This window comes from Pseudorhodoplanes sp., assembly GCF_035565795.1.
In the GTDB taxonomy this organism is placed as follows: Bacteria; Pseudomonadota; Alphaproteobacteria; order Rhizobiales; family Xanthobacteraceae; genus Pseudorhodoplanes.
This window is the reverse complement of sequence record NZ_DATMRV010000039.1, coordinates 120,079-145,986: the sequence shown is the minus strand read 5'-3', so window position 1 is coordinate 145,986 and position 25,908 is coordinate 120,079. Positions and strand designations below refer to the sequence as shown.

The 25,908-nt window shown below is 64.5% G+C and carries 25 protein-coding genes; 11 read left to right on the top strand and 14 right to left on the bottom strand.

Features of this window, described 5'->3' with window-relative positions; all coding sequences use genetic code 11:
* Positions 1 to 27: 27 nt before the first annotated feature.
* The 5 genes from VNZ93_RS04270 to VNZ93_RS04250 all read left to right on the top strand — a co-directional run bounded on the left by VNZ93_RS04270 (position 28) and on the right by VNZ93_RS04250 (position 5,653).
* On the top strand, positions 28 to 849 hold the full coding sequence (locus VNZ93_RS04270; protein ID WP_325700536.1) for a flagellar motor protein MotB: 822 nt from the start codon (positions 28 to 30) through the stop codon (positions 847 to 849).
* A gap of 147 nt (positions 850 to 996) precedes the next feature.
* Positions 997 to 2,913, top strand: coding sequence for a potassium transporter Kup (locus tag VNZ93_RS04265; RefSeq protein ID WP_325700533.1), 1,917 nt, complete (start codon positions 997 to 999; stop codon positions 2,911 to 2,913).
* Positions 2,914 to 3,025: 112 nt separating this feature from the next.
* Entirely contained in the window at positions 3,026 to 3,364 is a 339-nt protein-coding gene (locus tag VNZ93_RS04260) for a rhodanese-like domain-containing protein (protein ID WP_325700531.1), read from the top strand.
* A 19-nt stretch (positions 3,365 to 3,383) separates the two neighbouring features.
* A complete protein-coding gene (locus VNZ93_RS04255) occupies positions 3,384 to 4,541 on the top strand; it encodes an aminotransferase (RefSeq protein WP_325700528.1) in 1,158 nt (385 codons plus the stop codon).
* A gap of 11 nt (positions 4,542 to 4,552) precedes the next feature.
* The gene (locus tag VNZ93_RS04250) at positions 4,553 to 5,653 is read left to right on the top strand and encodes a polyamine ABC transporter substrate-binding protein (RefSeq protein ID WP_325700525.1); all 1,101 of its coding nucleotides are present in this window, start codon (positions 4,553 to 4,555) and stop codon (positions 5,651 to 5,653) included.
* Positions 5,654 to 5,659: 6 nt separating this feature from the next.
* Here the strand turns inward: VNZ93_RS04250 and VNZ93_RS04245 are convergent, their stop codons facing one another.
* The 6 genes from VNZ93_RS04245 to VNZ93_RS04220 form a co-directional block, all read right to left on the bottom strand.
* A complete protein-coding gene (locus VNZ93_RS04245; protein WP_325700522.1) occupies positions 5,660 to 6,580 on the bottom strand; it encodes a lipid A biosynthesis lauroyl acyltransferase in 921 nt (306 codons plus the stop codon).
* Between the two features lie 46 nt (positions 6,581 to 6,626).
* Complete coding sequence (locus tag VNZ93_RS04240) at positions 6,627 to 7,649, bottom strand: zinc-binding dehydrogenase (protein WP_325700519.1); 1,023 nt, start codon at positions 7,647 to 7,649, stop codon at positions 6,627 to 6,629.
* Positions 7,650 to 7,741: 92 nt separating this feature from the next.
* Positions 7,742 to 9,016, bottom strand: a complete 1,275-nt coding sequence (locus tag VNZ93_RS04235; protein ID WP_325700516.1) for a beta-ketoacyl-ACP synthase — start codon at positions 9,014 to 9,016, stop codon at positions 7,742 to 7,744.
* A 17-nt stretch (positions 9,017 to 9,033) separates the two neighbouring features.
* Positions 9,034 to 10,224: a beta-ketoacyl-ACP synthase gene (locus tag VNZ93_RS04230; protein WP_325700512.1), complete on the bottom strand. Its 1,191-nt coding sequence runs from the start codon at positions 10,222 to 10,224 to the stop codon at positions 9,034 to 9,036.
* The gene (locus VNZ93_RS04225; protein WP_325700509.1) at positions 10,217 to 10,690 is read right to left on the bottom strand and encodes a 3-hydroxyacyl-ACP dehydratase FabZ family protein; all 474 of its coding nucleotides are present in this window, start codon (positions 10,688 to 10,690) and stop codon (positions 10,217 to 10,219) included. Before VNZ93_RS04225 ends, VNZ93_RS04230 begins: the two co-directional genes overlap by 8 nt.
* A gap of 11 nt (positions 10,691 to 10,701) precedes the next feature.
* Positions 10,702 to 10,983: an acyl carrier protein gene (locus tag VNZ93_RS04220; RefSeq protein ID WP_325700506.1), complete on the bottom strand. Its 282-nt coding sequence runs from the start codon at positions 10,981 to 10,983 to the stop codon at positions 10,702 to 10,704.
* 221 nt (positions 10,984 to 11,204) lie between these two features.
* On the opposite strand from VNZ93_RS04220, the gene VNZ93_RS04215 reads away from it, so the two are divergent.
* Positions 11,205 to 11,564, top strand: a complete 360-nt coding sequence (locus VNZ93_RS04215; RefSeq protein ID WP_325700503.1) for a septal ring lytic transglycosylase RlpA family protein — start codon at positions 11,205 to 11,207, stop codon at positions 11,562 to 11,564.
* Here the strand turns inward: VNZ93_RS04215 and VNZ93_RS04210 are convergent, their stop codons facing one another.
* Positions 11,565 to 11,882, bottom strand: a complete 318-nt coding sequence (locus VNZ93_RS04210; protein WP_325700500.1) for a hypothetical protein — start codon at positions 11,880 to 11,882, stop codon at positions 11,565 to 11,567.
* 242 nt (positions 11,883 to 12,124) lie between these two features.
* On the opposite strand from VNZ93_RS04210, the gene VNZ93_RS04205 reads away from it, so the two are divergent.
* Positions 12,125 to 13,849 (top strand): hypothetical protein, encoded by a 1,725-nt coding sequence (locus tag VNZ93_RS04205; RefSeq protein ID WP_325700497.1) that lies wholly within the window; start codon positions 12,125 to 12,127, stop codon positions 13,847 to 13,849.
* A 25-nt stretch (positions 13,850 to 13,874) separates the two neighbouring features.
* Here VNZ93_RS04205 and VNZ93_RS04200 read toward each other — a convergent pair whose 3' ends face one another.
* The 3 genes from VNZ93_RS04200 to VNZ93_RS04190 all read right to left on the bottom strand — a co-directional run bounded on the left by VNZ93_RS04200 (position 13,875) and on the right by VNZ93_RS04190 (position 15,499).
* Complete coding sequence (locus tag VNZ93_RS04200) at positions 13,875 to 14,456, bottom strand: carboxymuconolactone decarboxylase family protein (RefSeq protein ID WP_325700495.1); 582 nt, start codon at positions 14,454 to 14,456, stop codon at positions 13,875 to 13,877.
* 227 nt (positions 14,457 to 14,683) lie between these two features.
* On the bottom strand, positions 14,684 to 14,947 hold the full coding sequence (locus VNZ93_RS04195) for a membrane lipoprotein lipid attachment site-containing protein (protein ID WP_325700492.1): 264 nt from the start codon (positions 14,945 to 14,947) through the stop codon (positions 14,684 to 14,686).
* Between the two features lie 117 nt (positions 14,948 to 15,064).
* Positions 15,065 to 15,499 (bottom strand): low affinity iron permease family protein, encoded by a 435-nt coding sequence (locus VNZ93_RS04190; RefSeq protein ID WP_325700489.1) that lies wholly within the window; start codon positions 15,497 to 15,499, stop codon positions 15,065 to 15,067.
* 183 nt (positions 15,500 to 15,682) lie between these two features.
* Here VNZ93_RS04190 and VNZ93_RS04185 point away from each other — a divergent pair, with 183 nt between their 5' ends.
* Entirely contained in the window at positions 15,683 to 16,297 is a 615-nt protein-coding gene (locus VNZ93_RS04185) for a L,D-transpeptidase (RefSeq protein WP_325700486.1), read from the top strand.
* A 172-nt stretch (positions 16,298 to 16,469) separates the two neighbouring features.
* On the top strand, positions 16,470 to 17,261 hold the full coding sequence (locus tag VNZ93_RS04180; protein WP_325700483.1) for a class II glutamine amidotransferase: 792 nt from the start codon (positions 16,470 to 16,472) through the stop codon (positions 17,259 to 17,261).
* Between the two features lie 24 nt (positions 17,262 to 17,285).
* On the opposite strand, the gene VNZ93_RS04175 is transcribed toward VNZ93_RS04180, so the two are convergent.
* The 3 genes from VNZ93_RS04175 to VNZ93_RS04165 all read right to left on the bottom strand — a co-directional run bounded on the left by VNZ93_RS04175 (position 17,286) and on the right by VNZ93_RS04165 (position 22,908).
* Positions 17,286 to 19,058 carry an N-acetylglutaminylglutamine amidotransferase gene (locus VNZ93_RS04175; protein WP_325700480.1) on the bottom strand — a complete coding sequence of 591 codons (1,773 nt, stop codon included), beginning with the start codon at positions 19,056 to 19,058 and terminating at the stop codon, positions 17,286 to 17,288.
* A gap of 150 nt (positions 19,059 to 19,208) precedes the next feature.
* A complete protein-coding gene (locus tag VNZ93_RS04170; RefSeq protein WP_325700476.1) occupies positions 19,209 to 20,408 on the bottom strand; it encodes an MFS transporter in 1,200 nt (399 codons plus the stop codon).
* Between the two features lie 142 nt (positions 20,409 to 20,550).
* A complete protein-coding gene (locus tag VNZ93_RS04165) occupies positions 20,551 to 22,908 on the bottom strand; it encodes a xanthine dehydrogenase family protein molybdopterin-binding subunit (protein WP_414709975.1) in 2,358 nt (785 codons plus the stop codon).
* Positions 22,909 to 23,129: 221 nt separating this feature from the next.
* Between VNZ93_RS04165 and VNZ93_RS04160 the strand changes: the two genes are divergently transcribed.
* Both VNZ93_RS04160 and VNZ93_RS04155 read left to right on the top strand, forming a co-directional pair.
* Positions 23,130 to 24,254 carry a Ppx/GppA phosphatase family protein gene (locus VNZ93_RS04160; protein WP_414709974.1) on the top strand — a complete coding sequence of 375 codons (1,125 nt, stop codon included), beginning with the start codon at positions 23,130 to 23,132 and terminating at the stop codon, positions 24,252 to 24,254.
* Positions 24,255 to 24,310: 56 nt separating this feature from the next.
* Positions 24,311 to 24,961 carry an RlmE family RNA methyltransferase gene (locus tag VNZ93_RS04155; RefSeq protein WP_325700465.1) on the top strand — a complete coding sequence of 217 codons (651 nt, stop codon included), beginning with the start codon at positions 24,311 to 24,313 and terminating at the stop codon, positions 24,959 to 24,961.
* Positions 24,962 to 24,975: 14 nt separating this feature from the next.
* Here the strand turns inward: VNZ93_RS04155 and VNZ93_RS04150 are convergent, their stop codons facing one another.
* The gene (locus tag VNZ93_RS04150) at positions 24,976 to 25,905 is read right to left on the bottom strand and encodes a tetratricopeptide repeat protein (protein WP_325700462.1); all 930 of its coding nucleotides are present in this window, start codon (positions 25,903 to 25,905) and stop codon (positions 24,976 to 24,978) included.
* Positions 25,906 to 25,908: the final 3 nt, after the last annotated feature.

Below are 25,908 nucleotides of genomic sequence, written 5' to 3'. Positions count from 1 at the left end.
CGGCCGCAGCGTGAAGGCGTAATCGCGATGGCTAAGAAACGGGGCGGACACACAGGCGGTCACGGCTGGTTCGTCACCTTTGCCGATCTGATGGCGCTGCTGATGGCTTTCTTCGTGATGCTCGTCGCCTTCTCGACCCAGGATCAGCAGAAAATGCAGGTGGTCGCCGGCTCGATGCGCGAGGCCTTCGGGGTCCAGGACAAGACCCGCTATTCCGGTATTATCGAGATTCCCGGCTTGCCGACGCGCCCGCGTCTGAAGAACGCCGCCAATATCTCGCCCGACGAAGCCTCGCCGATGCCGAGCGACGACGAGAAGGACCACAATCGCGCTTACGGCGCCCGCTTCAAGGAAGACCAGAAATTCGCGCTGGCAGCGGCATCGCTGCGGCAGGCGCTGCAGGACATGCCCGAGATCACCGAAGCCTCGAAGAACGTGATGCTGGAGGAGACCAAGGACGGCCTGAATATCCAGATCATCGATCAGGACGGGCGCGCGATGTTCGCCGAAGGCTCGCGGGTGCCGAACGAGCGCACCCGCAGGCTGATCGCGCGGATGGCGCCGGCGTTGAAAGCCATGCCTTACCGCCTGACGATCACCGGGCACACGGCAACGGTGCGCGTGCCGCAGCCTGATTATGCGCCATGGGACCTCTCCGCCGATCGCGCCAATGCGATCCGGCAGATCCTGCAGAGCGAGGGCGTGCGCTCCGGGAATATCTTCATGGTCGCCGGCAAGGCGGATACCGAACCTTTGTTCCCCGATAATCCCACTTTGTCGTCGAACCGGCGGGTGACCATCACCCTGATGCGGGAGGAGCCGCCCATTCCCCCGAATTTCAAGCCGTAATCGCCGGTTCCGCCGGAAACCCTGGTATTCCATGAACGAGCAGCGGCAGTCTCGTGCCCCGTTGCCGACGTGATATAAGCCGCGTCTCGTCCAGGCCGCCGCGGTGCGGTTTCCATCTGATCTGCGGATTCAGCGCAACGGTTGAGCATGAGCAACGGATTGAACGAAGCCGCGCCGCCAGATGCGGTGGTCGAAAACGAAACGCCGGCGCCGGTCGGCTTCTGGGCGCTGTCGCTGGGCAGCGTCGGGGTCGTCTATGGCGACATCGGCACCAGTCCGCTCTATGCCTTTCGCGAAGCGGTGCGCGCGGCGAGCGAGAACGGCGTGCCGACGCGGGCGACGGTGCTTGGTGTTCTGTCGCTGATCGTCTGGTCGCTGGTCATCACGGTGACGCTGAAATATGTGCTGATCCTGCTGCGCGCCGACAACAACGGCGAGGGCGGGACGCTCTCGCTGACGGCGCTGGCAACCCGCGGTCTCGGTCGGCGCACTGTGGTGGTGTTCATCCTTGGCATCATCGGCGCCTCGATGTTTCTGGGCGATTCCGTCATCACGCCGGCGATTTCGGTGCTCTCCGCCGTCGAGGGATTGCAGCTCGCGGTACCGAGCCTGACCGACTATGTGGTGCCGATCGCGCTGGTGATCCTTGTCCTCCTGTTCGCGGCGCAGAGCCACGGCACCGCACGGGTCGCTGCGTTTTTCGGCCCGGTAATGACGGTGTGGTTCCTTGCCATTGCCGTGAGCGGTCTTTTGCATATCAGCGACGATCCGCAGGTGCTCTATGCGATCAATCCGGTCTATGCCGTCGAATTCGTCCTGCAGAACGGCCATATCGGCCTGATCGCGCTTGGCGCGGTGTTTCTGTGCGTCACCGGCGGCGAGGCGCTTTATGCCGATCTCGGACATTTCGGCCGCAAGCCGATCCAGGTCGCGTGGCTCGGACTGATCCTGCCGTCGCTGCTGCTCAACTATTTCGGGCAGGGCGCCAAGGTGCTGTCCGATCCGGCGGCGATCGAGAACCCGTTCTTCCTGTTATTGCCGGAAGCGCTGCTGCTGCCGATGGTGATCCTAGCGACAGCGGCCACGGTGATCGCCAGTCAGGCGGTGATTACCGGCGCCTATTCGCTGGTGCATCAGGCGATCCAGCTCGGCCTGCTACCGCGGCTTGCGATCCAGCACACCTCGGCCTCGCATGTCGGGCAGATCTACATTCCCCGCGTCACCGTGGCGCTGTTCATCGGTGTCATGCTGCTGGTTGGCCTGTTCCGCACCTCGAGCGCCCTGTCGCACGCCTACGGCATCGCAGTGGCAACGACCATGGTGGTCGACGGCCTGTTGGCGTTCCTGGTCGCCTGGAAGCTGTGGCAGATGAAGTTCTGGCAGGCGGCGCTGATGATGGTGCCGCTGATCTTCGTCGATGCCGTATTCTTCTCGGCCAACCTGCTGAAACTCCTGGAAGGCGCTTGGGTGCCGATCCTGTTCGGCATCGTCATGGTGCTGCTGATCCTGACCTGGCGGCGCGGCACCAATCTGCTCAGTAGTAAGACCCGCCGCACCGAGGTGCCGCTCGAAACGTTGCTGCGCAGCCTGAACAAGAAGTTGCCGCATCTGGTGCCGGGCACGGCGGTGTTCTTTACCAGCACGCCGGACTTTGCGCCGACCGCGCTTCTGCACAATCTCAAGCACAACAAGGTGCTGCACGAGAACAACGTCATCCTGACCATCCATGTCGCCGACACGCCGCGTGTCAAAGGGGAAGACAGGGTGCGGATCACGCCGGTGAACGAGCGTTTCCAGCGGGTGGTGCTCAAATTCGGCTATATGGAATCGCCCAACGTGCCCAAGGCGCTGGCGATCGCCCGCAAACATGGCTGGCAGTTCGACATCATGTCGACCTCGTTCTTCCTGTCGCGCCGGGCGCTGAAGCCGTCGCCGCAGTCGGAGATGCCGCGCTGGCAGGATCGGCTGTTTATCGGCCTGGCGCGCACGTCGAGCGACGCTTCCGAGTTTTTCCAGATTCCGACCGGCCGGGTAGTCGAGATCGGTACGCAGGTAGCAATCTGATGCCATGCGCGGCATGGTGCGAAGCATTGGAAATGCGGCTAGGCTTGAAGCGCTCCGGCGCGGCCATGCCGGGCTGCCGAAATCTGAGGCCGGTATCTGAGGCGCTGTACGAATGACCGATGATCGTCCACCGCAGGTCCATGATCTGACCCCGCAGGAGGTGGCGCGCGGTCTGGTCGAGGGGACAATCCTGCTCGTCGATGTGCGCGAGCCGAACGAGACGGCTGCGGAAGCCTATCCCGACGGCGTGGCGGTGCCGCTCTCGACCTTCGACCCTGACGCGATCCCGGATCCCCAGGGGCGACAGGTTGTGTTCGCCTGCCGCTCTGGCAAACGTTCGGTGACGGCATCGCTGGCCGCGCAGACGGGCGGGCTGCCCTACGACCACCACCTGGCTGGTGGCATGATCGCATGGAAGGCCGCGGGCTTGCCGACCAAAGTCCCGGGCTGATGAGACCAACGACAGCAACATGAACTCCATTTTTTCCGACCTTCCGACCACGATTTTCGAGGTCATGTCGTCGCTCGCGCGAGAGCACGAGGCGATCAATCTCGGCCAGGGTTTCCCCGACGACCCCGGTCCCGAGGATGTGCGACGCAAGGCGGCCGAGGCGGTGCTGTCCGGCTGGAATCAGTATCCGTCGATGCTTGGCCTGCCGGAACTGCGCCGCGCCATCGCCGATCACTATCGCCACTGGCAAGGGCTGGCGCTCGATCCCGACAGCGAAGTCATGGTGACATCCGGCGCGACGGAGGCGCTGGCCGGCGCGCTGCTCGGCCTGATCGAACCCGGCGACGAGGTGGTGCTGTTCCAGCCGTTCTACGACGCCTATGTGCCGATGGTGCGCCGTGCCGGTGGTGTGCCGCGCTTTGTGCGGCTGGAGCCGCCGCACTGGCGCTTTACCGAAGAGATGCTGGAGCGCGCCTTCACGCCCAAGACCAGGGTGGTGATGTTCAACAACCCGCTCAACCCGACCGGCACGGTGTACCGCCGCGAGGACCTCGAACTGCTAGCGCGTTATTGCGAGCGCTTCAACGCCATCGCCGTCTGTGACGAGGTGTGGGAGCATGTGGTGTTCGACGGCTGCGAGCATATTCCGCTGATGGCGCTGCCGAACATGCGCGAGCGCTGCGTGAAGATCGGCTCCGCCGGCAAGATTTTCTCGCTCACCGGGTGGAAGGTCGGTTTTGTCTGTGCCGCGCCGTCGATTCTGCGGGTACTGGCGAAAGCGCACCAGTTCCTCACCTTCACAACGCCGCCGAACCTGCAGGTGGCGGTTGCTTACGGTCTGACGAAACCGGACGACTATTTCGTGCAGATGCGGACGAGTCTGCAACGCAGTCGCGACCGGCTGGCCGCCGGTCTGCGCGGGCTCGGCTTTCCGACCCTCGACGCGCAGGGCACCTATTTTCTCAATGTCGATCTGGCGCCGCTCGGTCTCAACGAGGACGACGAGACATTCTGCAAGCGGCTGGTGAGCGAATACAAGGTCGCGGCGATCCCGGTCTCGGCATTCTACGCCGTCGAGCCGGTGCGCTCGGTGGTCCGCTTCTGCTTTGCCAAGAGCGACCATACGCTCGACACGGCGCTGGAACGCCTCGCGGGCGCGTTGCGCCGCGCGAAATGAGGGCAGGGCGAATGCCGGCGTTGCGGTGGATCGGCGCTGTCGCCGTGGCGCTGGCGCTGCTCGTCGCCGGGCCGGCGGTCGGCGGCAAGCGCATCGTCAACGTCTACAACTGGTCCGACTATATCGACCCAGCGGTGCTCGCCGCATTCACCAAAGAAACCGGCATCGAGGTGCGCTATCATACCTTCGATGCCAACGAGATGCTGGAAACGAAGCTGCTGACGGGCAATTCCGGTTACGACCTCGTTGTGCCGACGGCGTATTTTCTCGAACGGCAGATCGGCGCGAGCGTTTTTTTGCCGCTCGACAGACAACGGCTGCCGAACAGCAAGAATCTCTGGCCGGAAATCGAACAGCGCCTGGCAACCTACGATCCCGGCAATCGTTTTGCCGTAAATTACATGTGGGGCACGACCGGCATTGGCTACAATGTCCGCAAGATCCGCGAGATCCTCGGTCCCGGCGCCGGGATCGATAGCTGGGATACGATCTTCAAGCCGGAGAATCTGGCGCGCTTCAAGCAATGCGGCGTGCATATGCTGGATTCTGCAGCGGACATCCTTCCGGCCGCGCTCCATTATCTCGATCTCGACGTCAACAGCCTCGACCCCGCGGCACTCGACAAGGCCGCGGCGCTGATCGCGCAATTGCGCCCGTATGTGCGCAAGTTTCATTCCTCGGAATATCTCAATGCGCTGGCGACCGGCGAGATCTGCCTGGTGGTCGGCTGGTCCGGCGACATCAAACAGGCGCAGAAGCGCGCTGCAGAAGCGAAGAACGGCGTCGAGATCGCCTATGTGATTCCGAAAGAGGGCGCGCAGATGTGGTTCGACAATCTGTCGATCCCGAAAGATGCGAAGAATGTCGACGAGGCCTATGCCCTGATCGATTATCTGCTGCGGCCCGACGTGGCAGCGAAGAACTCGAACTTCATCTCCTATGCCAACGGCAATCTGGCGAGTCAGCCGCTGATCGATAAGGCGGTGTTCGAGGATCCCGGCGTCTATCCCGACGCAGCGATGATGAAGAAGCTCTACATCGTGCGGGCGCACGATGCGCGTACTCAGCGCCTCATCAACCGGCTGTGGGTGCGGATCAAGACCGGCTGGTGAGAAGGCTCAGCGCCGGTCGTCCGGTCGCCAGCGGCGATGCAGCCAGAGCCATTGCTCGGGATATTCGCGCACCCAGCTCTCGACGACCGAGGTGATTGCCTGCATCGTTGCCTGAACGTCGAGCGCGCCGTCGGCATCGCGCACCGGCGGGACCGCTTCGGTCAAGTCCGCCTGGAAGCGGTTGCCGCCGGGCAGGCGGATCATCCGCACGCCGTGGATCGGGCAGTCGATGTGGCGCGCCAGCCGTGCGATCAGCGGATTGGCGCGGGTGCGCTGGCCAAAGAACGTCACCTCGACGCCGCGCACGCTGTACTGGTCGACCAGCATGCCGACATGGCGGCCCTGCGCCAGCGCGTCGGCGAGCTTGACCGGCGTGTCCATGGCCGTTGCCATCAGCGTGCCCATGCTGCCGGCGCGGATCGCGACCACCGCGTCGGCGACCGCGGCGATATTCGGGCGGCGATAGACCGAGATGGCATCGAGCCCGTGCGCGGCGGCGACGACCGCCGGCAGCTCCCAGTTGGCCAGATGCGCAGTGAAGATCAGCGCCGGTTTGCCATCGGTGCGCAGCCGGTGAAAGCGCTCCAGCACCTCCGGCGTATAGACGATATCGACCGGCCCGGGATTGTCGGGATCGTCGACGCGGAACCGGTCCATATGCGCGAATTCGGCGCCGACGCGGCCGAGATTGTCCCAGACGCCGGCGAGAATCCGCTCGATCTCCGCCGGTGATTTGTCCGGGAGCGCCGCGGTGAGCTGAGCGCGGGCGAGCTTGTGCTCTTTCAGGAGCGGCCCGACCTTGCGCATCACCCAGGCGGCACCGGGAGCGATGCGGCGACGGTCCACCAGCCGGAGCAGCTTCAGCATCGCGACGGTCAGGCGGCCGAGCAGTGCGTCGAGGAAAGTCTTTAAAGGTCGCGAAGCCATCAGAGGGGCTCGGGCTTTGCGGGCCGGTTGATCATCATCGCGCTCGCTAGAACGTCACGATGACTTTGCCGAAGACCTGCCGGCCTTCGAGCCGCGCCAGACCGCGCTCGAATTCGGCAAGCGGCACTTCGGTGTCGATCACCGGCAGCATGCCGTCAGCCATCTTTGCGAGGCTCTCGCGGATATTGCGGATGGTGCAGCCGAACGAACCGAAAATGCGGTATTGCTGCTGGAAGAGCTGCATCAGGTTGATCTGCACTGTCGGCCCGGCAGTCGAGCCGCAGGTCACGAGCCGTCCGCCGCGCTTGAGCACCAGCAGCGATCCGTTGAAGCCTTCGCCGCCGACATGCTCGAACACCACGTCGACGCCCTTCTTGTTCGTCAGCTTGCGGGTGATCGTCTCGAAACGGTCCTTGCGGTAGTTGATGACGTGGTCGGCGCCCAGCGCCTTGGCTTTCTCCGCCTTCTCGTCGCTGCCGACCGTGGTGATGACGGTGCAGCCGATCGCCTTTGCCATCTTGATCGCGACGGTGCCGATGCCCGAACCACCGGCATGGACCAGCACCGTTTCATCGGGCTGCAGTCTGGCATTGTCGAACAGCATGTGCTGCACGGTGCCGAAGGCGATCGGCGCGCAGGCGGCGTCGCGCATCGTGATCCCGGCCGGGACCGGGACGACCAGCCGCGCCGGCATGTTGACGAGATCGCGCGCGAAGCCATCGACATGGAAGCCCATGATGCCGCCGACGGCCTCGCAGAGGTTGTCGCGGCCCTCGCGGCAGGCGCGGCAGGTGCCGCAGGTCAGCGCGCCATACATGACGACCGGGTCGCCCGCCTTCAGCGCGGTGACGCCGGCGCCGGTCGCGGCGATCTCGCCGGCGGCTTCCGCGCCGACCACCAGAGGCATTTTGCGTTTGGCGAAGGCCATGCCGCGAAAGCCCCAGAGATCGAGATGATTGAGGCCGACCGCCTTGATGCGGACCTGGACTTCGCCGGGGCCGGGCGCCGGCGGCGGCGGGACATCGGCAAGTTCGAGCTGGCGGTCTGCGACCAGGGTAAGCGCGCGCATGGAAGGGTCCGGGAAGCAACGGTTGAAACGATGACAGGCCGTGGATGACCCGCCATCGGGGCGGCGTCAACCCGGGCAATACCGCAGTCGGATCAGCCCGGCTCGCGCCCGAGGATCAGCGACACGTTTTGACCGCCGAAACCGAAGGAGTTCGACAGGACATGGCGAACCGCCACGTTGCGCGCGGCATTGCCGACGATGTCGAGCGGAATCGCCGGGTCGGGCACGGCGTAGTTGATGGTCGGAGGAATGCGCTGGTGCAGGAGGGTCAGCAGCGAGATCACCGCCTCGACCGCGCCGGCAGCAGAGAGCGTATGGCCGATCATCGACTTGTTGGAGGTGATCGGTAACGCTTTCGCCCGCTCGCCGAGCACGGCGGCAAGGCCGGTATATTCCATCTTGTCGTTTTCCGGCGTCGAGGTGCCGTGGGCGTTGATATGGTCGATATCGTCCGGCGACAGGCCGGCGTCGCGGATCGCATTGGCGATGCAGCCGATGATCGGTTTGCCGTCGGGGCTCGATCGCGTGCGGTGGAAGCTGTCCGCCAGTTCGCCGCAGCCTTCGATCACGCCGAGAATCGTTGCGCCGCGTGCTTTCGCCGATTCATAGCTTTCCAGCACCAGCGCGCCGGCGCCCTCGGCCATGACGAAGCCGTCGCGGTTCTTCGAGAACGGTTTCGACGCGGCTTCCGGCACCTCGTTCTGCGTCGACAGGGCCGAGAGCAGGGAGAAGCGGACCAGCGATTCCTGGTTGACCGAGCCGTCGGAGCCGACGCACAGCGCAGCCTCGGTCTCGCCGCGGCGGATCGCTTCGACGCCGAGCTGGATCGCGGTGGCCCCGGAGGCACAGGCGGTCGACAGCGAGATCGGCGAGCCTCTGGTGCCGAAGCGGTCGGCGAGATGGTCGGCAACCGAGCCGAACATGAAACGCGAATGATAGGCCGGGAATTGCGCGCTGACGCGCAACAGATCCTGGTAGCCGATATCGCCATTGCCGCCGGAGGCGGCGGCGACGTCGCGGCGTTGCGGCCATTCGAGTTCGACCGGTGGCACCGCCAGGAACAGCGGGCCGGGGAAGTCGCCCTTCGCGCCGATGCCGGATTGGGCGATCGCTTCCTCGACCACGAGATCGGCGAGCTTTTCCGACATCGCCGCGGCGTTGAGCGGCTCGCGCGACAGGAAATCGATGGTACCGGCAATGCGCGTGCGCAGGCCGTCGGTCGGGAAACGCGAAATCGCGTGGATACCCGACTGGCCGGCGCACAGTTTCGTCCAGTTGTCGTCCTTGCCGGTACCGAGCGATGTGACCACGCCCATGCCGGTGACGACAACGATAGGGCGGCCGGCGGTGTCGCGTATCGATGCCATGATGCCTAGCCCCTGTTTCAATCCGCCCGTTCGATCAGTGCCAGGCCTTCGCCGCGCCAGTGGCCGACTCCGGTGACGACGACCTGCGTCAGCGGCGCGTCCATCGGTTTCTCCAGCCCGGACGCATCGCGCGGCGGGAACAACGTCGCATGGTCGAGCGCCAGGGCCGCGAGCGCGATGTTCATCGGAAACTGCGGCTCCAGCCCATGCCCGAGATAGGTACCGGTGGCGCGCACGGCAATATCCGGCAGACTTTCGAGGAAGGCCCGTTCCTCGCCGGTGGCGGCGGCGGCGCCGCTTGCCCCGGAGATAACCGCGTGACCGGGCTTGAGGCGCGGCTCGATGGCCTTCCACATCCGGCGCAGGGCGTCGCGTGCCGCGCCGTCCTTGCGGTTGCTGCGGTCGGACATCACCGTGGCGATGCGGGCCAGCGGCCGCGCGCCGCGGGCGAGGGCATGTTCGCGCGATTCCAGCACCAGGAAGGCGCCGAGCGAGCCGAGAGCGAAGCCGCCCTTCGTGCCGCGCTCCCACACCGGCAGATGCGCGTCCTTGAGCGCATGCGAGCCGAACTCGTAGAGCATCAGCAGATCCTGCCGCTCGCCGTTATGCGCGCCGCCGACCAGCGCGATCTCGCTCTGGCCGGCCGCGATACGCGAAACAGCGATGCGCACGGCATCGACGCCGGCGGCCTCTTCACCCATGAATGTCCGGGACGAGCCGGTGACGCCGTGAACAATAGAGATGTTGCCGGCGAGCAGGTTGGAGAGCTGCGCCAGAAACAGGGTCGGGCGCAGGTCGTTCATCAACCGCTCGTTGAGGAAGGCCTCCGGATCGGCGGCCTTGCCGATGCCGGTGAGGATCGCGCCATCGACGGTGACGTCGCGTTCGCCGCCGCCGGCCGCGACGATCATGTCCATATGCGACAGGATGTCCTTGTTGCCCTTCACCCCGGCCGAATCGAGCGCCAGCCCGGCTGCGTAGGTGCCGATCCGCTGCCAGGCTTCCATCTGGCGCTGATCGCCCTTTTTCGGGATCTGCGTGTCGAGGTTGAGCGGCACGATCGGGTGGACGACGAACGGCGCGAAAGTCGCGGTGTCGGTCTTGATCTGTCCCTGCGTCAGCGCCTGCCAGTGCGCCTGCGGGCCTTCGCCGAGGCAGGAGACGATACCGAGGCCGGTGATCCAGGTCTCGTTGACGGTATCAGCCATCGGCCAGCGCTCCCATCGGGAATTCGAGCACCTTGGCGAGCGATTCCATGTGCCCGCGCATCTCGGGATTGGGAAATTCGACGACCCGGAAGGTGATGGTGGCGTCGCAGACCAGCTTGCCTTCGACGTGTGTCCGCGCCCGGGTCATCGCGAAGCCCGAGCCGTCATGGACGAGGGTGGCGTCGAGCGCCAGTTGCTGGCCGGGCTGGACGAAGCTGCGCAGCTTCAGTTCCTTGATTGCCGCCAGGAACGGCATGCGCTCGAAGCGGTTGAGCGCGATGATCAGCCAGCCGGAGGTCTGCGCCATCGCCTCCGCCAGCAACACGCCGGGCATCAGCGGGTGACCGGGAAAGTGGCCTTCGAAGATGGTGCTTTCGGTCGGAACCGTCGCTTCGACTGCTATCGTCCGTTCGGCCGGATTGAGATCGACGATCCTGTCGATAAGCTGGAAATACTCAAGGCGCATGCTCGGCCGGATCAGGCTCCCTTGGCAGCGACGAGATCGTCGATGCGGGCGGCAAGGTTCTTCAGCACGAAATACTGTTCGGTCGTGGCCTTGCCGTCGTTGACCTCCTGCGTCCACTGTTCCAGCGGCAGCTTGATGCCGAAGGCCTTGTCGATCGCGAAGGCGATATCGAGGAAATCGAGGCTGTCGATTCCGAGATCGTTGATGGCGTGACTTTCGGGCGTGATCGTCTCACGCGGGATATCGCACGTCTCGGCGATAATATTCGCAACGGTATCGAAAGTCGAAGACATCGGTAAATCTCGGTGGAAACAGGGGTAGCCGACAACGCTGCCCGGGTCGGCTCCGACCCGTTCGAAAGCGCTTGCCCGTATAGCGAAGAGGGGCGGCGAGTTCAATGCCGGGTCCGGGACCGGGGAAGTGCCGATGTGGCCAAATCGGGGAAACTTTTTCCCCGTTTTGGACTTATTCGTCCGTTAGCGGGCCGGTTTCTGCCACAGCGACGGGAGTGGGCATGCGAAAGCGTCTATTGACCCTGTGCATGGCGATTCCGCTCACCGCCACGGTCGCGGCCGCCGAACCGGCCGGACGCTGGACCGGCGTCGCCTCGGTCTATTCCAAAGCTCATTCCGGAGGCAAAACCGCGAGCGGGGAAATCCACCGTTCCGGCGCCATGACCGCCGCCCACCGGACCCTGCCGTTTGGCACCCACGTGCGGGTGACCAACATGCGCAATGGTCGTGCCGTGGTGGTGCGGATCAATGACCGGGGGCCGTTCGTCCGTGGCCGGGTGATCGACCTGTCGCCGGCGGCGGCCCGCGTGCTGGGATTTTCAGGGCTGGCGCGTGTCCAGTTGGCTCTGGAGCGCCCCTGATCATCGCGCCTGCGGGATATAGTCGACCGTCGCGCAGGTCCGTCGGCCGGTAAGCACGCAATCCTGGTTCTTGCGCATGGTGAACATGGCATCCGCCATCCAGACAGCAGCGCCGATCAGCACCAGCACGAAGGCGAGGGCTGCCAGATTGACTTTCATCCGGTGGCGGTAGGCCTCAGGAGATTCCGCGCCCTCCTGCTCGAAACGGCGGAGGTCGTCATCGGCCGGGGCGGGGGCAGGCGGGTGGGATGTCCGGTTGCCGCGCAGGGGGATTACACGGTCCCCGTTATCTTCTGATGAAGATTTGTTCATCGACATGCCCGCACTCTAGCATGGCGCAACAGTTACGAGCATCACCATGCAAGCAAGCGGTGTTGATGTGTTGTTTATATCTTGTCGGCCTTGCGACGGTCGGTCTAAATAGCGGCGGGGGACTCTACCGCTTTCAGATCTGAAATTCCTGATCGAGATGACGGTCTGCAGACGCGTACCCGGATTGGGCGGGGGCGTCGGAGGCGCGGTCGTCTGGACGCTCGCGGTAAAGTATTGGGGGACTGCGCGTGTTCGACGCTATCGCATCGTGGCTTGTCGCCTCGGGCGACGTATCCTGGTTCGCGCAAATTCTGTCGCTGCTTTTCCTGCCGTTTGCGCACGAAGACCTGGCGATCATTCTCGGCGGCTATCTTATCGTCAACGATGCGATGCCCTCGCTGCTCGTCGCCGGATGTCTTTATTTCGGGATCGTCGCCAGCGACTTCGCGCTCTACGGCCTCGGCTTTGCCGCCCGTTCCGTTCCATGGCTGAAACGCTACGCGGTCGACGAGCGCGTTCAATATCTGGGTACAACGCTCAGGAACAATGTCTTCGCGATTGTCGCGTTGTGCCGCGTCGTGCCGGGCATCGTGTTCGTCGCCTTCGTCGCCTGCGGCTGGGCGCGCGTCTCGCTTGCGCGCTTTACTGTCGCGACGCTGATCGTCTCGGCGCTCTATCTGCCGGTCATGCTCTATCTGGTGATGGCCTTCGGCGATGCGCTCGAAAGCCATGTCGGCCTTTGGGCATGGCCTCTGCTGTTCGTCGGGCTGACGGCGATTGCGCTGATCCGCCGGCGCATCTTTGCGCTGGTCAAAACCGCGGATGCTCCCGAGCAGACCGAAAACAGCATTGTCTATGGTCACAGCGGCATGCCGGAGCTGACGCTCGGCGACCGCAGGCTGGCGATCGCAGAACGCATTCCGCCGATGCTGTTCTATCTGCCGCTGATCCTGAGCTGGATCGGATTCAGCTTGCGCCACCATAGTTTCACATTGCCGACGGCTGCCAATCCGCGGATTTTCACCGGCGGTATGTGGGGAGAATCGAAAAGCGATTATCTGCTCGATATTGCGCCGCACGAACGCAAATGGATCGCCGATTTCTCGATTGTCACCCGTGGGGCCGGTGCGGCGAGCGTCGACGCAGATGTCGAACGCGCCGAAGCGGCAATCACTGGCTCCGGTATCGCCTATCCGCTGATCGCCAAGCCCGACATTGGCTGGCATGGTCACGGTGTGCGGCGGATCGCGAATGCAGAGGAACTGCGTGGCTATATCACCGGTTTCCCGGAGAACGCGACGATCATCCTGCAACGCTATGTGCCATTTGCCGGCGAGGCTGCCGTGCTGTACGCGCGGTTGCCCGGCGAGCGGCGGGGGCGCGTTCTGTCGCTGACTTTCCGCTATTTCCCGCATGTCGTCGGCAACGGTCGTGAAAGCGTGCGCGATCTCATCGGCAAGGATGCGCGCGCCCGCTGGAAGGCCAAGCTGCATCTCGGTGGCGACGCCACGCATCGCGGTCTCGGCGAGAATGAGCTGGCTCGCGTTCCGGCTGTCGGCGAGGTCGTGCAGATTGCCCTGATCGGCAATCAGCGCGCCGGGGCGCTCTACCGGGACGGGCGTCGCTATATCACCGATGCGATGGCGCGCAGGATCGATGCCATCGCCTGCAGCATGACCGAATTCCACTACGGACGTTTCGATCTGCGTTTCGATACGGTCGAAGCGCTGGCGCGCGGCGAGGATTTTTCCATCGTCGAAGTCAACGGTATTGGCGGCGAGGCAATCGACGTCTGGGATCCGCGATTGCCGGTAGGCGAGGTCTACCGGAGACTTGTCGATCAGCAACGGCTGTTGTTCCTGATCGGCAAGCGCAACCGCGCGCGCGGCTTCCGGCCGACGCGGCTGCGCGATTTCGTCGGCAGCCTGGTGCGGCAGAACCGGCTGATCCGGCGATACCCGGCGTCGACCTGATGGCGCAGCGACGGGCGGCGCTGTGTCAGCGCTCGCTGCCGAAGGGCAGCTTGCTGTCTTCCGGAGGCAGCATGCGGAAGACGTTCAGCGACATCGCCACCATTGCGTAATAGCCGAGGATGCCGACGAACTCGACGGTCGCAGCGGTTCCCAGAATGTCGTGCAGCCGCTTGTAGGTGCGGTCGCTCACCCGGCGGGTCTTGTAGAGTTCGCGGATGAAGTCGTAAACGATGCGTTCGTCTTTTGCGGCGCTCCGTGGAATGCGGCCGGCGCGCAGTTCGGCGATGGTCTTCGGCTTGACGCCGGCGCGCTCGGCGATCGGCGCGTGAACGTGCCATTCGTAATGCGCCCGCCACAGCCGGGCGGTAACGATGATGGCGAACTCCGACAGGCGCGAGGGCACGCCGGTGCGCAGCCGGGCAAAGCCGCCGAGCGCTTGCGCCGGCATGCCAAATTCCGGTGCGTGCAGCCAGATCGCAAATGGGCCGCTGTTGTTGAACGTGCCGCGCGGCCCGGAGCTGATGGCCTTCACGAGGGTGCGTTGCTTGGGCGTCCGCTTGTTTTCCGCGACGGTGGCAAGGCGCGGGGCGGGTCGTTCGACTGGCATGGGCGGGTCTCGCGGAAGAGGAAGGGTGAGACAGCGCCCATATCATGCGGTTTGCCGCTTAGCGAGAGCCGGCAAGCCAGCGGCAAAATGCGCGGCAACGTGGAAGCGCCCCGGACACGGAGAAAGGCAGGACAGGAAACGAGAGCCATGAAAGAGCATGAAAGAGGTGACATGAAAAAAGCCCGCGCGATGCGCGGGCTTTTTCCTCGTCAGGAGCAATAATTGCGTCAGCAACGATACCAGCGGGTGCGGCCGTAGCGGTCGACATAACGGCAGCGGTCCGGCGTCGTTGCGTTGCCGATGATCGCGCCGCTCGCCGCGCCGATCGCACCGCCGGCGAGCGCGCCGCCGGTCGTTCCGGTCGCCAATCCGCCGATGAGCGCGCCGGCGCCGCCTCCGATCAGCGCGCCGCCGAGGGTCCGGTCCTGGCGCTCGGTCTGGCAGCCTGCCAAAGCCAGCGCGGCCACGCTGACAAGAAGAATCTTTTTCATGGTCTACTCCCGCTTGTGCCTAAAATGCCAAAAGATAACAGAAACATTAAGCCTTGGTTCCATCACTGTGGCGATTTGCCGGCTTCCCGGTTCCTGTCGGTTTAGAATCGATGTTTTTTAACCCGTGCGCGCTTCGCTTGCTACTGTGCTGCGCCGCCTCTCGAGCGCGTCGCCGGCCCGTTCGGCCTGTTCGCGGCACTCCCTGTGCAGTGCTTCCAGTTCTTCGTCCGAAAGGTCCTCCATCGACGCAAACCGGTTACGGGCCCCGCGCATTGCGAGGATCAGTTCGGAGAGCTTGAGCTGAATTTCCAGGGAGTCGCGATTTTGCGAGTTCTGGATCAGGAAGACCATCAGGAAGGTGACGATCGTCGTCCCCGTATTGATGACGAGCTGCCAGGCATCCGAATAGCCGAACAGCGGTCCGGAGAGCGCCCAGAACACCACCAGCACGAGGGCCGCGAGAAATGTCGTCGGTTGTCCCGCGAACCGGGAGACGGCATGTGCGAACCGCGTGAACCGGGAAGGGACATGCTGGGCTGGTCCTGGCGACATCTCGCTCGGCGTCCTGATGCTGGAGCACGTTTTCGGTCTCATCTGAACGGTTCGTGCCCTAGGAGTTCTTTAGTCAATATTCGGTAGACTATGGAAAATGTTCGTCTTGGCCGCTGCGTACGCCATCGGTGGTGTGCGGCGATCGCATTTGTTTTGTATTGAATTGTGAGGCTGCATTTCACGATGCGTAAAGCCGTCGCGCTGGCTCTGGTCATGGCGTTTGCAGGTGCTGCCGCGGCGCAGGCCGGCGTTCTGGTGCGTGTTGACAAAACGACCCAGCGGATGACGGTCAGTGTCGACGGTGTGCCGCGGCATCAGTGGAATGTCTCCACCGGGCGCGCAAACTTCAGTACGCCGAACGGCATATATGCCCCTCAGCGGCTGGAACGACGCTGGTTCTCGCGCAAATACTATAATTCGCCGATGCCCTATTCGATCTTCTTTCATCGCGGTTACGCGATCCACGGCAGTTACGACATTGCGCGGCTGGGCGGGCCGGCTTCGCATGGCTGCATCCGGCTGCATCCGCAGCATGCGGCAACGTTATTCGCGCTGGTTCGTTCCGCCGGCGCCGGGGCGACGTCCATTGTCGTCTCCGGCGAGACGATGACCGCGCGGCGAGCGTCGTCGCGCCAGCGTACTGCGGCCGGGCCGAGGGGGCGGATGACGCCCGTGGCCGCGACAACGCCGCGCATGGCGCGCGATCATGCAGTGCGCTCGCGAGCCTCCGCGGCCAGACGCGCCCAGGCGCCGGCCGCCGGCAGCGGCTGGGCCGGCTGGGGCCGTTCGACCGATTGATGCCGGCGGCCGGGCTTTCCGCGGCTGCAACTGCTTCGGGCGTCGGACGTTGGTGTTCCAGTGCTGCCACAGCGACAGAAAATATCGACGGGCCGGGTTTGTTTGCCTGAAAACAACCATTTTTGCCGATGATTCCCGCGACGTCCGGCTCGAATACCAAGGAGATCAGGGAATGTGCCGTTGGATCGCATATAGCGGCGATACGATCGCACTCGAACATTACGTCACCGAACCCGCCCATTCGCTGGTGTCCCAGAGCCTGCATGCGCTGCAGTCGACGGCCAGCACCAATGGCGACGGATTCGGCCTCGGCTGGTACAGCCATCACCCGGAGCCGGGGTTGTATCGCGAATTGCGGCCGGCCTGGTCGGACGAGAACCTGCGCTATCTGTGCCGGCACATCCGTTCGCATCTGTTCTTCGCGCATGTGCGGGCCTCGACGGGGACGCCGGTGACACGCCAGAACTGCCATCCCTTCGCCTGCGGCTCCTGGATGTTCATGCACAACGGCTTTGTCGGGAACTGGAGCGGTCTGCGCCGTCGGGTCGAGGAGTTAATCCCGGACGAACTCTATCCGGCGCGCACCGGGACGACCGATTCCGAGGCGATTTTCCTGGCGATGATGGCGCACGGAATCAACGAGGATCCGGTCGGTGCGACCGAGCGCACCCTCACCGTGCTCGCGCGGCTTCTCACCCGCAACGGCGCCAGCGACAAGTTGCGGTTCACCTCGGCGCTGTCGAACGGCCGTGATCTCTACGGCTTTCGCTACGCCGTGCATGATGACGCCAACACGCTCTATTACCGGCAGAGCAGCCACGGCGCTCTGCTCGTCTCCGAGCCGCTCGACGACAATCCGTCGGAATGGATCGAGGTTCCGCCCAACCATGTGGTGGTGGCGCGTGCCGGTTGCGCCGTCGAAATCCTGCCGTTTCTCGAGCGTCTGCAGGTCGCCGCCGAATAGAACAGCGCGGGGTTGCGGGGCGGCTTAGTGAATGTTGTGCGCCTGCAGCCAGCCCTCCAGCAGCGCCACCTGCCACAGCTTCGAGTGACCCTTGGGCGTCAAATTCCCCTCGGGATTGTCGAGCAGCCGCTCGACATAGTCGCGCTTGAACAGGCCGCGCTGACGCGCCTCCGGCTCATTGAGAATGTCGCGAACATAATCCCGATAGGGACCGCGCAGATACTTTAACGCCGGGACGGGGAAGTAGCCTTTCGGCCGGTCGATGACCTCCGAGGGAATGACATCGCGTGCTGCTTCCTTGAGGATGTATTTGCCACCGTCGCGAATTTTCAGATCCGGCGGAATCCGGCCGGCGAGTTCGACGAGTTCGTGATCGAGGAAGGGGACCCGTGCTTCGAGACTCCATGCCATGGTCATGTTATCGACGCGCTTGACCGGATCGTCGACGAGCATGATCTCCGTATCGAGCGCGAGCACTTTGTCGATCGGCTGCGTGGCGCGCGATCTCTCGAAATGCGTCTCGATGAAGTCGCGGCTGTAATCGGCGCCGAGGACATCGTCGGAAAGCGTTTCCTGCATCTCGGCGTGATCGCGATCGAAATAGATGCTGCGATAATCTGACGACACGTCGTTGGAATGCATCAGCGGCGGGTACCAGTGGTAGCCGCCGAATATTTCGTCGGCGCCCTGGCCGCTCTGCACGACCTTGACGTGTTGCGACACCTCCTGCGACAGCAGATAGAAACCAACGGCATCGTGGCTCATCATCGGCTCCGACATCGCGGCGATGGCGCCGGGCAGGGCAGTCAGCATGCGTTCGGCGCCGATGCGGATCTGGTGATGATCGGTGCCGTAATGGCGGGCGATGAGATCGGAATAGCGGAACTCGTCGCCGCTGAGATCGCCGATACTTTCAAAGCCGATCGCAAACGTCTTGAGATCGGTGTGGCCGGCCTTGGCCATCAGGCCGACAACCAGCGAACTGTCGAGACCGCCGGAGAGCAGCACGCCGACCGGGACGTCGGCGACGCGTCGGCGTTCGACGGCGCGCGTCAACGCATCCAGCGTCGCTTCCTTCCATTCCTGTTCGGTCATTGCGCGGTCCTGAGCCCGCTGTTGCATCGACAGATGCCAGTAGACGCGCTTGCGTCGACGGCCGTCAGCGTCGATGGTCATGATCGTCGCCGGCGGAAGTTTTTTGACGCCTTTAAGAATGGTGCGCGGCGCCGGCACGACCGCGTGCAGGCTCATATATTGATGCAGCCCGACCGGATCGATGCGGGTGTCGACATCGCCGGCAGCGACAAGCGCCGGCAGCGTCGAGGCGAAGCGCAGACGGCCCGGGGTTTCGGAAAGATAAATCGGCTTGATGCCGAGCCGGTCGCGCGCCAGAGTGACGCGACCGCTGTCGCGTTCCCAGATCGCGAAGGCAAACATGCCGTGGAAACGCTCGACGCAGCGTGTCCCCCAGGCATGGAACGCTTTCAGGATCACTTCCGTGTCGCCGTCTGAGAAGAAGCGATAGCCTTTCTTCGTCAGCGTCTCGCGCAGCGCGCGATAATTATAGATGCAGCCGTTGAAAACGATGGCGAGTCCCAGCTCGCTATCGATCATCGGCTGTTGCGATGGCGCTGCCACGTCAATGATGCTGAGGCGGCAATGACCCAAAGCCAGATGGTCGCGCGCGAACACGCCTTGCGAGTCCGGGCCACGACTGTGCATGACCTCGGCCATGGACTGAATGGTGGAGAGCTGTGGGCGACCGTTAAACGTCAATTCACCGCAGATGCCGCACATCAGCCCGACACCCGCTTGTAGCGCGATAACATAAAACCTCCAGAAACCGGATAACGGTACGAAGACCGATCGGTTCCCGATAAGGTGGGAATTGAATAAGGCGAGAATGTGCGGATCGAACCTACGGAACCGAGATTCCGCGCGTATGAGTTATTCGCGGCGTGTGCCGCCGGCGACCGTCACGATACACAGCGCACAGGCGGCGGCGACGAGTACGAATACGAATTGAGGATGACCGTGGTCCATCAGCAGGCCGAAAATAATCGGCCCGATGATGCCGCCGAGATTGAATCCGCTGGAGACGAAGCCGAACACTTTCCCGAACGAACCGGGAGGAGTTGCGGCGCGCACGATGAGGTCGCGTGACGGCACCAGCAGTCCGGTGAATAGGCCGCTGACCGACATGGTGAGGATCAGCAGCAGGGTGCCGAGGTCGAACAGGCCAATGCTCAGCGTGATCAGCGCGGCGATGCCGAGGCTGGCGGCGGCGACGAACACATGACGCGACGTGCGCGTCACCACGAATCCACCAAGGAGAACGCCGATCGCGGTCGCCGTCAGGTAGCAGGTCAGCGCCGTATTGGCGACGGCGAGCGGTGTGGCGTGCAGCGCGTTGAGCGCAACGACCGAATAGCCGTTCATGCCGGAGCTGAGGATCGCCAGCAGCAGATAGAACAGAAGGTTGCGCAGGATGGGACCGGAGAGCAGCAGGCGCCAGGCCGTCGGTGCGGAGTTGCCGCTGCTCTTCCCGCTCTTGGAAACCTGCGGAGCGTCCCCGATCATCAGGACCAGCGCCGCGACGGCGAAACCGAACATGGCGGAGGCGAAGACTGCGCCGCGCCAGCCCCACAGGCTTTCGAGCAGCAGCAACGTCACCGGCGCTGCGGCAGTGCCGGCAAATCCGGCGAAAGAATGCACGGAATAGGCCGGCCCCATTCGCTCGTCGGAGACGTGGCGCGCCAGCAGCGCATAGTTTGCCGGATGGTAGACGGTGTTGCCGAGACCGGCGAGCGCGAACATCACCACCAGCAGCCAGTAGGAATGTACCAGCGCGACGATCATGAAGGCGAGCGCGCCAAGCACGATGCCGCTCACCAGCACGACCCGCGCGCTGATCCGGTCGACCAGGAAACCTGCCGGCGTCTGTAGCGCGGCCGACACGATGTTGAAGACGGCGAGCGCGAAGCTCAGCGCGGTGAAGCTGACGTTGTATTCGTCGCGCACGAACAGGAACAGCGGCGGCAGCAACAGGATGTAGTAGTGCGAGAGGAAATGCGCAACGCTGATGCCGCCGACGAGACGCAGTTCATCGCTCCCCGACGGGCGCGTCAGTTCGGTTGCTTCGGTCATGACGTGATTCCGGAAGGCACTATCGACCTATTGCCAGAAACGATCCAGCAGCGAGCAGGCAAAATCCATGCGATGACCGCATGCTGGCGCCGCAATTCGGTATATCGAGTGGAGCAATCAGCGATGCGCGGTGCCGCTCATCTTACCGTGACGCATCCTGCAGCGCCTGCCAGATCCGCGCCGGGCTCGCCGGCATGTCGATATGGGTGATGCCGTGCTCGGAAAGCGCATCGACCACCGCATTCATCACGGAGGTCAGGCCGCCGGCGCAGCCGGCTTCGCCGCAGCCCTTGGTGCCAAGCGGATTGGTCTTGGCCGGGACCGGATGATTGACGACCTCGAACATCGGTGCGTGGCGCGCGCGCGGCAGCGCATAATCCATGTAGGAGCCGGTCAGCAACTGGCCGTCTGCGTCGAAGCTGACGTTTTCCATTAGAGCCTGACCGATGCCCTGCACCACGCCGCCATGCGTCTGGCCCTCGACCAGCAGCGGATTGATGACGGTGCCGAAATCGTTGACCGCGGAGTATTTGACGACCATGGCGACGCCGGTCTGCGGGTCGATCTCCACCTCTGCGATGTGGCAGCCATTGGGAAACGCCGAGGGCGGCCCGTCGCTGACGTGGTCGACATCGAGGCTCGTCGGCAGGTCGGGCGGCAGCGCGAGGCCGGAGCGCAGCTTCTGCGCCAGTTCCATGATGTGGATGGCGCGGTCTGTCCCGGCGATGACGAAACGGCCGCCATGGAATTCAATGTCTTCGGCGGAGGCTTCCAGCACATGCGCCGCGATCAGCCGTCCATTGTCGATCACTTTCACGGCCGCCTCGACGATGGCTTGGCCGCTCGCGGTGATCGAGCGTGAGCCGCCGGTGCCGCCGCCTGCGAGCAGCGCGTCGCTGTCGCCCTGCAGCAGCCGGATACGATCGAACGGAACGCCGAGCCGTTCGGCGAGGATCTGCGCGAACGGTGTCGCATGGCCCTGACCGTAGTCGAGCGTACCGGTGACGATCGTCACGCCGCCGTCGGCATCGAACCGGATGCCGCCCATCTCCTTGTTGGCCGGGGCCGTGACCTCAAGAAAACAGCCGATGCCGAGGCCGCGCAGCTTGCCGGTCTTGCGGCTTTCGCGCTTGCGCTTGGCGAAGCCTTTGACGTCAGCGAAGGCCACGGCGTGCTTGAGCACTGCCGGAAAGTCGCCGCCGTCATAGTTCATGCCGGAGGCTGCCGCGTAGGGGAACGCCTCGACACCGATGAGATTGCGCCGGCGCAGTTCGACACGGTCGATACCCATGGCGCGCGCTGCGTTGTCTATCAGCCGCTCCATGTAATAGTTGCCTTCCGGCCGGCCGGCGCCGCGATAGGCGGATACCGGCGTGGTGTTCGTATAGGTGAGCTTCGACGACACCTCGATCAGCGGCGTGCGGTAGACGCTGGCGACGTTCTTTACCGTATTGATCGTCGCCGGCATCGGCCCGACATTCGCGAGATAGGCGCCCATATTGCCATGGCCGGTGATCCGCAGCGCCAGGATGCGGCCTTCGGCGTCGAGTGCCAGTTCGCCGACGACTTCATGGTCGCGGCCATGCGAATCCGAGACGAAACTGCCGGACCGTTCGTCGGTCCATTTGACTGGACGGCCGAGGTCGCGGGCGGCGTGCAGCAGGCAGATATATTCCGGATAGACGGCTGCCTTCATCCCGAAGGAGCCGCCGACATTGCCGGTCAGCACGCGTAGCTTGTCGGTCGTCGTGCCGAGAATGGCGACGAGTTGCGCCCGCATGCCGAAGACGCCCTGACTTTCGGTGTGCAGCGTGAAGGCGCCGGAACTGGCATCATGTACCGCTACGGCGGCGCGCGGCTCCATCGGCGAGGCGACGAGCCTTGTATTGCGGATCGACAGCCGCTCGACATGGGCAGCGCGGGCAAAGGCGGCAGCGGTCTTCTCGGCGTCGCCGTAGTGATAGTCGAGAACCAGATTGTCGGGTACGGCGTCGTAAAGCTGCGGTGCGCCCGGCATGGCCGCCTGGCTGGCGGACGTCACTGCCGGCAGCGGATCGATGTCGAGAATCACGGCTTCCGCCGCATCCTTCGCTTGTGCTGTCGTTTCCGCGACGATGCAGGCGACGGGATCGCCGACCCAGCGCACCTCGTCGGGTGTCAGTGCCGGGCGAGGCACCTGACGGATCGGCGAACCGTCGCGCCCTTTGAGCGGCAGGTTGCATTTCAGTGGTCCATAAGCAGTCAGATCCGCGGCGGTATAGACCGCGATCACGCCGGGCATGGTTTTCGCCGCGGCCGTATCGAGGCGACGGATGGTGCCATGCGCATGCGGGCTGCGCACGATCGCCGCATAGGCCTGTCGCGGCAGGACGAGGTCGTCCGTGTAGCGACCCTGACCACGGAGCAGGACCGGGTCTTCGCTGCGGGGCACCGGCTGGCCGACGCCGAATTGGGTGAGCGCGAGTCTGGTGTCGTCGGACGCGATATCCATGGAATTCATATGCCCTGGCAGCGGCTGTCGTGCCATATCGGAGCGCTGTGTCGGCGACAAGGCAGCTCTGAGCGGAGAGCCGTTCGGGTTGCTCGCCGTAGCCGCGGATGAACAGCTTGGTTGCGTCTCCGCCGGCCCCTGCTAAACTTTTAACGATGATGGTACAGGTTTGTCGCCACGCGCGGCCGGATGCCGCCGTTGCCGGCATCCAGGAAGGTTAAAAGATCGAGATGGGAGTGGGGGTCCAGGCTATTCCTGGCCTCGGCCCGGCGGCGTCGCGTGAGCGGCCGCACGGGAACGGGTCAGCCTCGCGCCGCCCGCACAGCCGTCCGCACCACCATGGGGCTGACGGTGGCGTCGCAACCTATGCCGCGCTCGATCTCGGCACCAACAACTGTCGTTTGCTGGTTGCGCGGCCGACTGGCGGCGGATTCCGGGTGATCGATGCGTTTTCGCGCATTATCAGACTGGGGGAAGGCGTCTCGCATTCCGGCCGCCTGAGCGATGCGGCGATCGCCCGCGCGATCGAGGCGTTGACGATCTGTCGGGACAAGATGACGAACCGCGGCGTCACGCGGGCGCGCCTGATTGCCACCGAGGCCTGCCGCACGGCGGAGAACGGCGCGGCGTTCCGCGAACGGATCGCCAATGAAGTCGGTTTGACGCTGGAGATCGTCGAGCGTGAGACGGAGGCGCGGCTGGCGGCGATCGGCTGTACGCCGCTGATCGATCCGCATGCGAGCGGGGTCGTATTGTTCGACATCGGCGGCGGATCGTCCGAACTTGTGCGTCTCGGTTCTCCCGGTGCCGCGCGCGGCGGGCCGCCCCCGCCGCAGATCGACGGCTGGATTTCCATGCCGCATGGCGTCGTGACGCTGGCCGAACGTTACGGTGGCCGGGACGTGACCCCAACAACCTACGAGGCGATGGTCGAGGAAGTCCTCGCAATTATCGCGCCGTTTGCGGCCGATCACGGCCGCGATCTCGGTAACGGGCGCAGCGCTGTGCACCTGCTTGGCACCTCCGGCACGGTGACGACGATCGCCGGCGTTCACCTCGCGCTTGAACGGTATGAGCGTCGCCGCGTCGATGGCTGCTGGATGAGCGCCGAGGAGGCGCGGGTCGTCGGGCGCAAGCTGCTGTCGATGAGCTATGCGGAGCGTATCGCCAGCCCCTGTATCGGGCGTGAGCGCGCCGACCTGGTGCTCGCCGGCTGCGCCATTCTGGAAGCCATTTGCCGTGCGTTTCCCTGCCGGCGGCTGCGTGTTGCCGATCGTGGATTGCGAGAGGGCATGCTGGTCGACCTGATGCGCGCCGACGGTGTATGGAACGGTAGCCGGGCTGCCTCGCCGTGAGTGTCGGCGGGAAAGGGACCGGCAGCGGACGCGGCACGCGTTCGCTGAAGGTCAGGGTGAAAACCGGCAACAAGCGGTCGCTGTCGTCGAAACTCTGGCTCGAACGCCAGCTCAACGATCCTTATGTCGCGCGCGCCAAGCGCGAGGGGCTGCGTTCGCGCGCCGCGTTCAAGCTGACGGAGATCGACGATAAATACCGCGTGCTCAGACCGGGCGCGCGGGTGGTCGATCTTGGCGCCGCGCCCGGCGGGTGGAGCCAGGTCGCTGCTAAGCGCGTCGGGCCGAAGGGGCGTGTGGTTGCCATCGACCTGCTCGATATCGACCCGCTCGAAGGCGTCGAGTTCGTTCAGATGGATTTCACCGACGACGATGCGCCGGAGCGTCTGAAGGCGATGCTCGACGGGCCTGCCGACATCGTGCTGTCCGACATGGCGGCGAATACTACGGGCCATCGACGCACTGACCATCTCAAGATCGTTGGATTGGTCGAGATGGCGGCGGAATTCGCCCGCCAGGTGCTGGCGCCCGGAGGCGCGTTTCTCGCCAAGGTGTTTCAGGGTGGCACCGAAGGGGCCTTGCTGAGCGCGCTGAAACGGGATTTCGCTATCGTGCGGCACGTCAAGCCGGCGGCGAGCCGCTCGGATTCGGCCGAACTCTATCTGCTGGCGACCGGCTTCCGCGGCGACGCACCGCCTGCGGACGGCTGAGACACAGCCTTATCTTAACGTCGGCCGATTCCGCCGAAAGCATCGTTGAAGCCTGGCGTCCGGTTGCGGGCTTCGCGGCGCAGCGGAGGCTTTGTCGGCTTGGCGCTCCGGGCGGCATGCTGCCTCGGCCTGGGTGGTGGGGCGACCCCGCCCTGCGTGGATGACTCGCTCTGCGGCGGCGCCGTCTCCGGATCCGGAGCGTCCGGCAGATGATAGATACCGGGTTCCAAGCCGCTGCTGGCGATCATTTCGCTGGCGACGCCGCCGCGCACGATCCGCAGGGGCGTATCCTGCTGCGGCGTTATGGCCGCCGGGGGTAGCCCCGCAGTGTCGCTGCGCACCGGCGGCGCGATATCCGGTTTGGTCGGCTGGACGCCTGCCGGAGGCACCGAGCCGGTGATGTCGGGCTGCTCCGACGGCTGTTGTGGCAGGATTGCCGCGAGACGGGATGCCGCCGAGTGCGCCTCGGCATTCCGCGGATCGTGCGTCAGCGCCTTTCGATAATCGGCGAGGGCGCCCTGCCGGGCACCCAGGGTCTCGCGCGCCTGTCCGCGCAGCAGCAGGGCGGCACCGTCGTCCGGATCAAGCCGGATCGCCTGGTCGAGATCGTTGATCGCCATGCGATAGTCGGTCCGCAGCAGCAGCAATGCGGCGCGCTGGCGATACAACGCGGCCTCGGGCCGCAGCGCCACGGCGCGGCCGTAATCGGCGATTGCGCCGTTGATGTTGCCGGTGCGGGTTCGCAGCCTAGCGCGGGCGATCAGGGCAGCGCGATCGTCCGGATTGCGCGCCAGCGTGGCGTCGTATTCGGCGAGACGCTGTTGGTCGCCGGCTGTCGTTGCGGGTTCTGCACGCACCGGGTGAATCGTCGCGGCCACGACCAGCAGCGCTGCGGCCATGCCGCCGAACGTCCGCCGCCAAAGTCTGCCGGACCTGCCGCGCATATC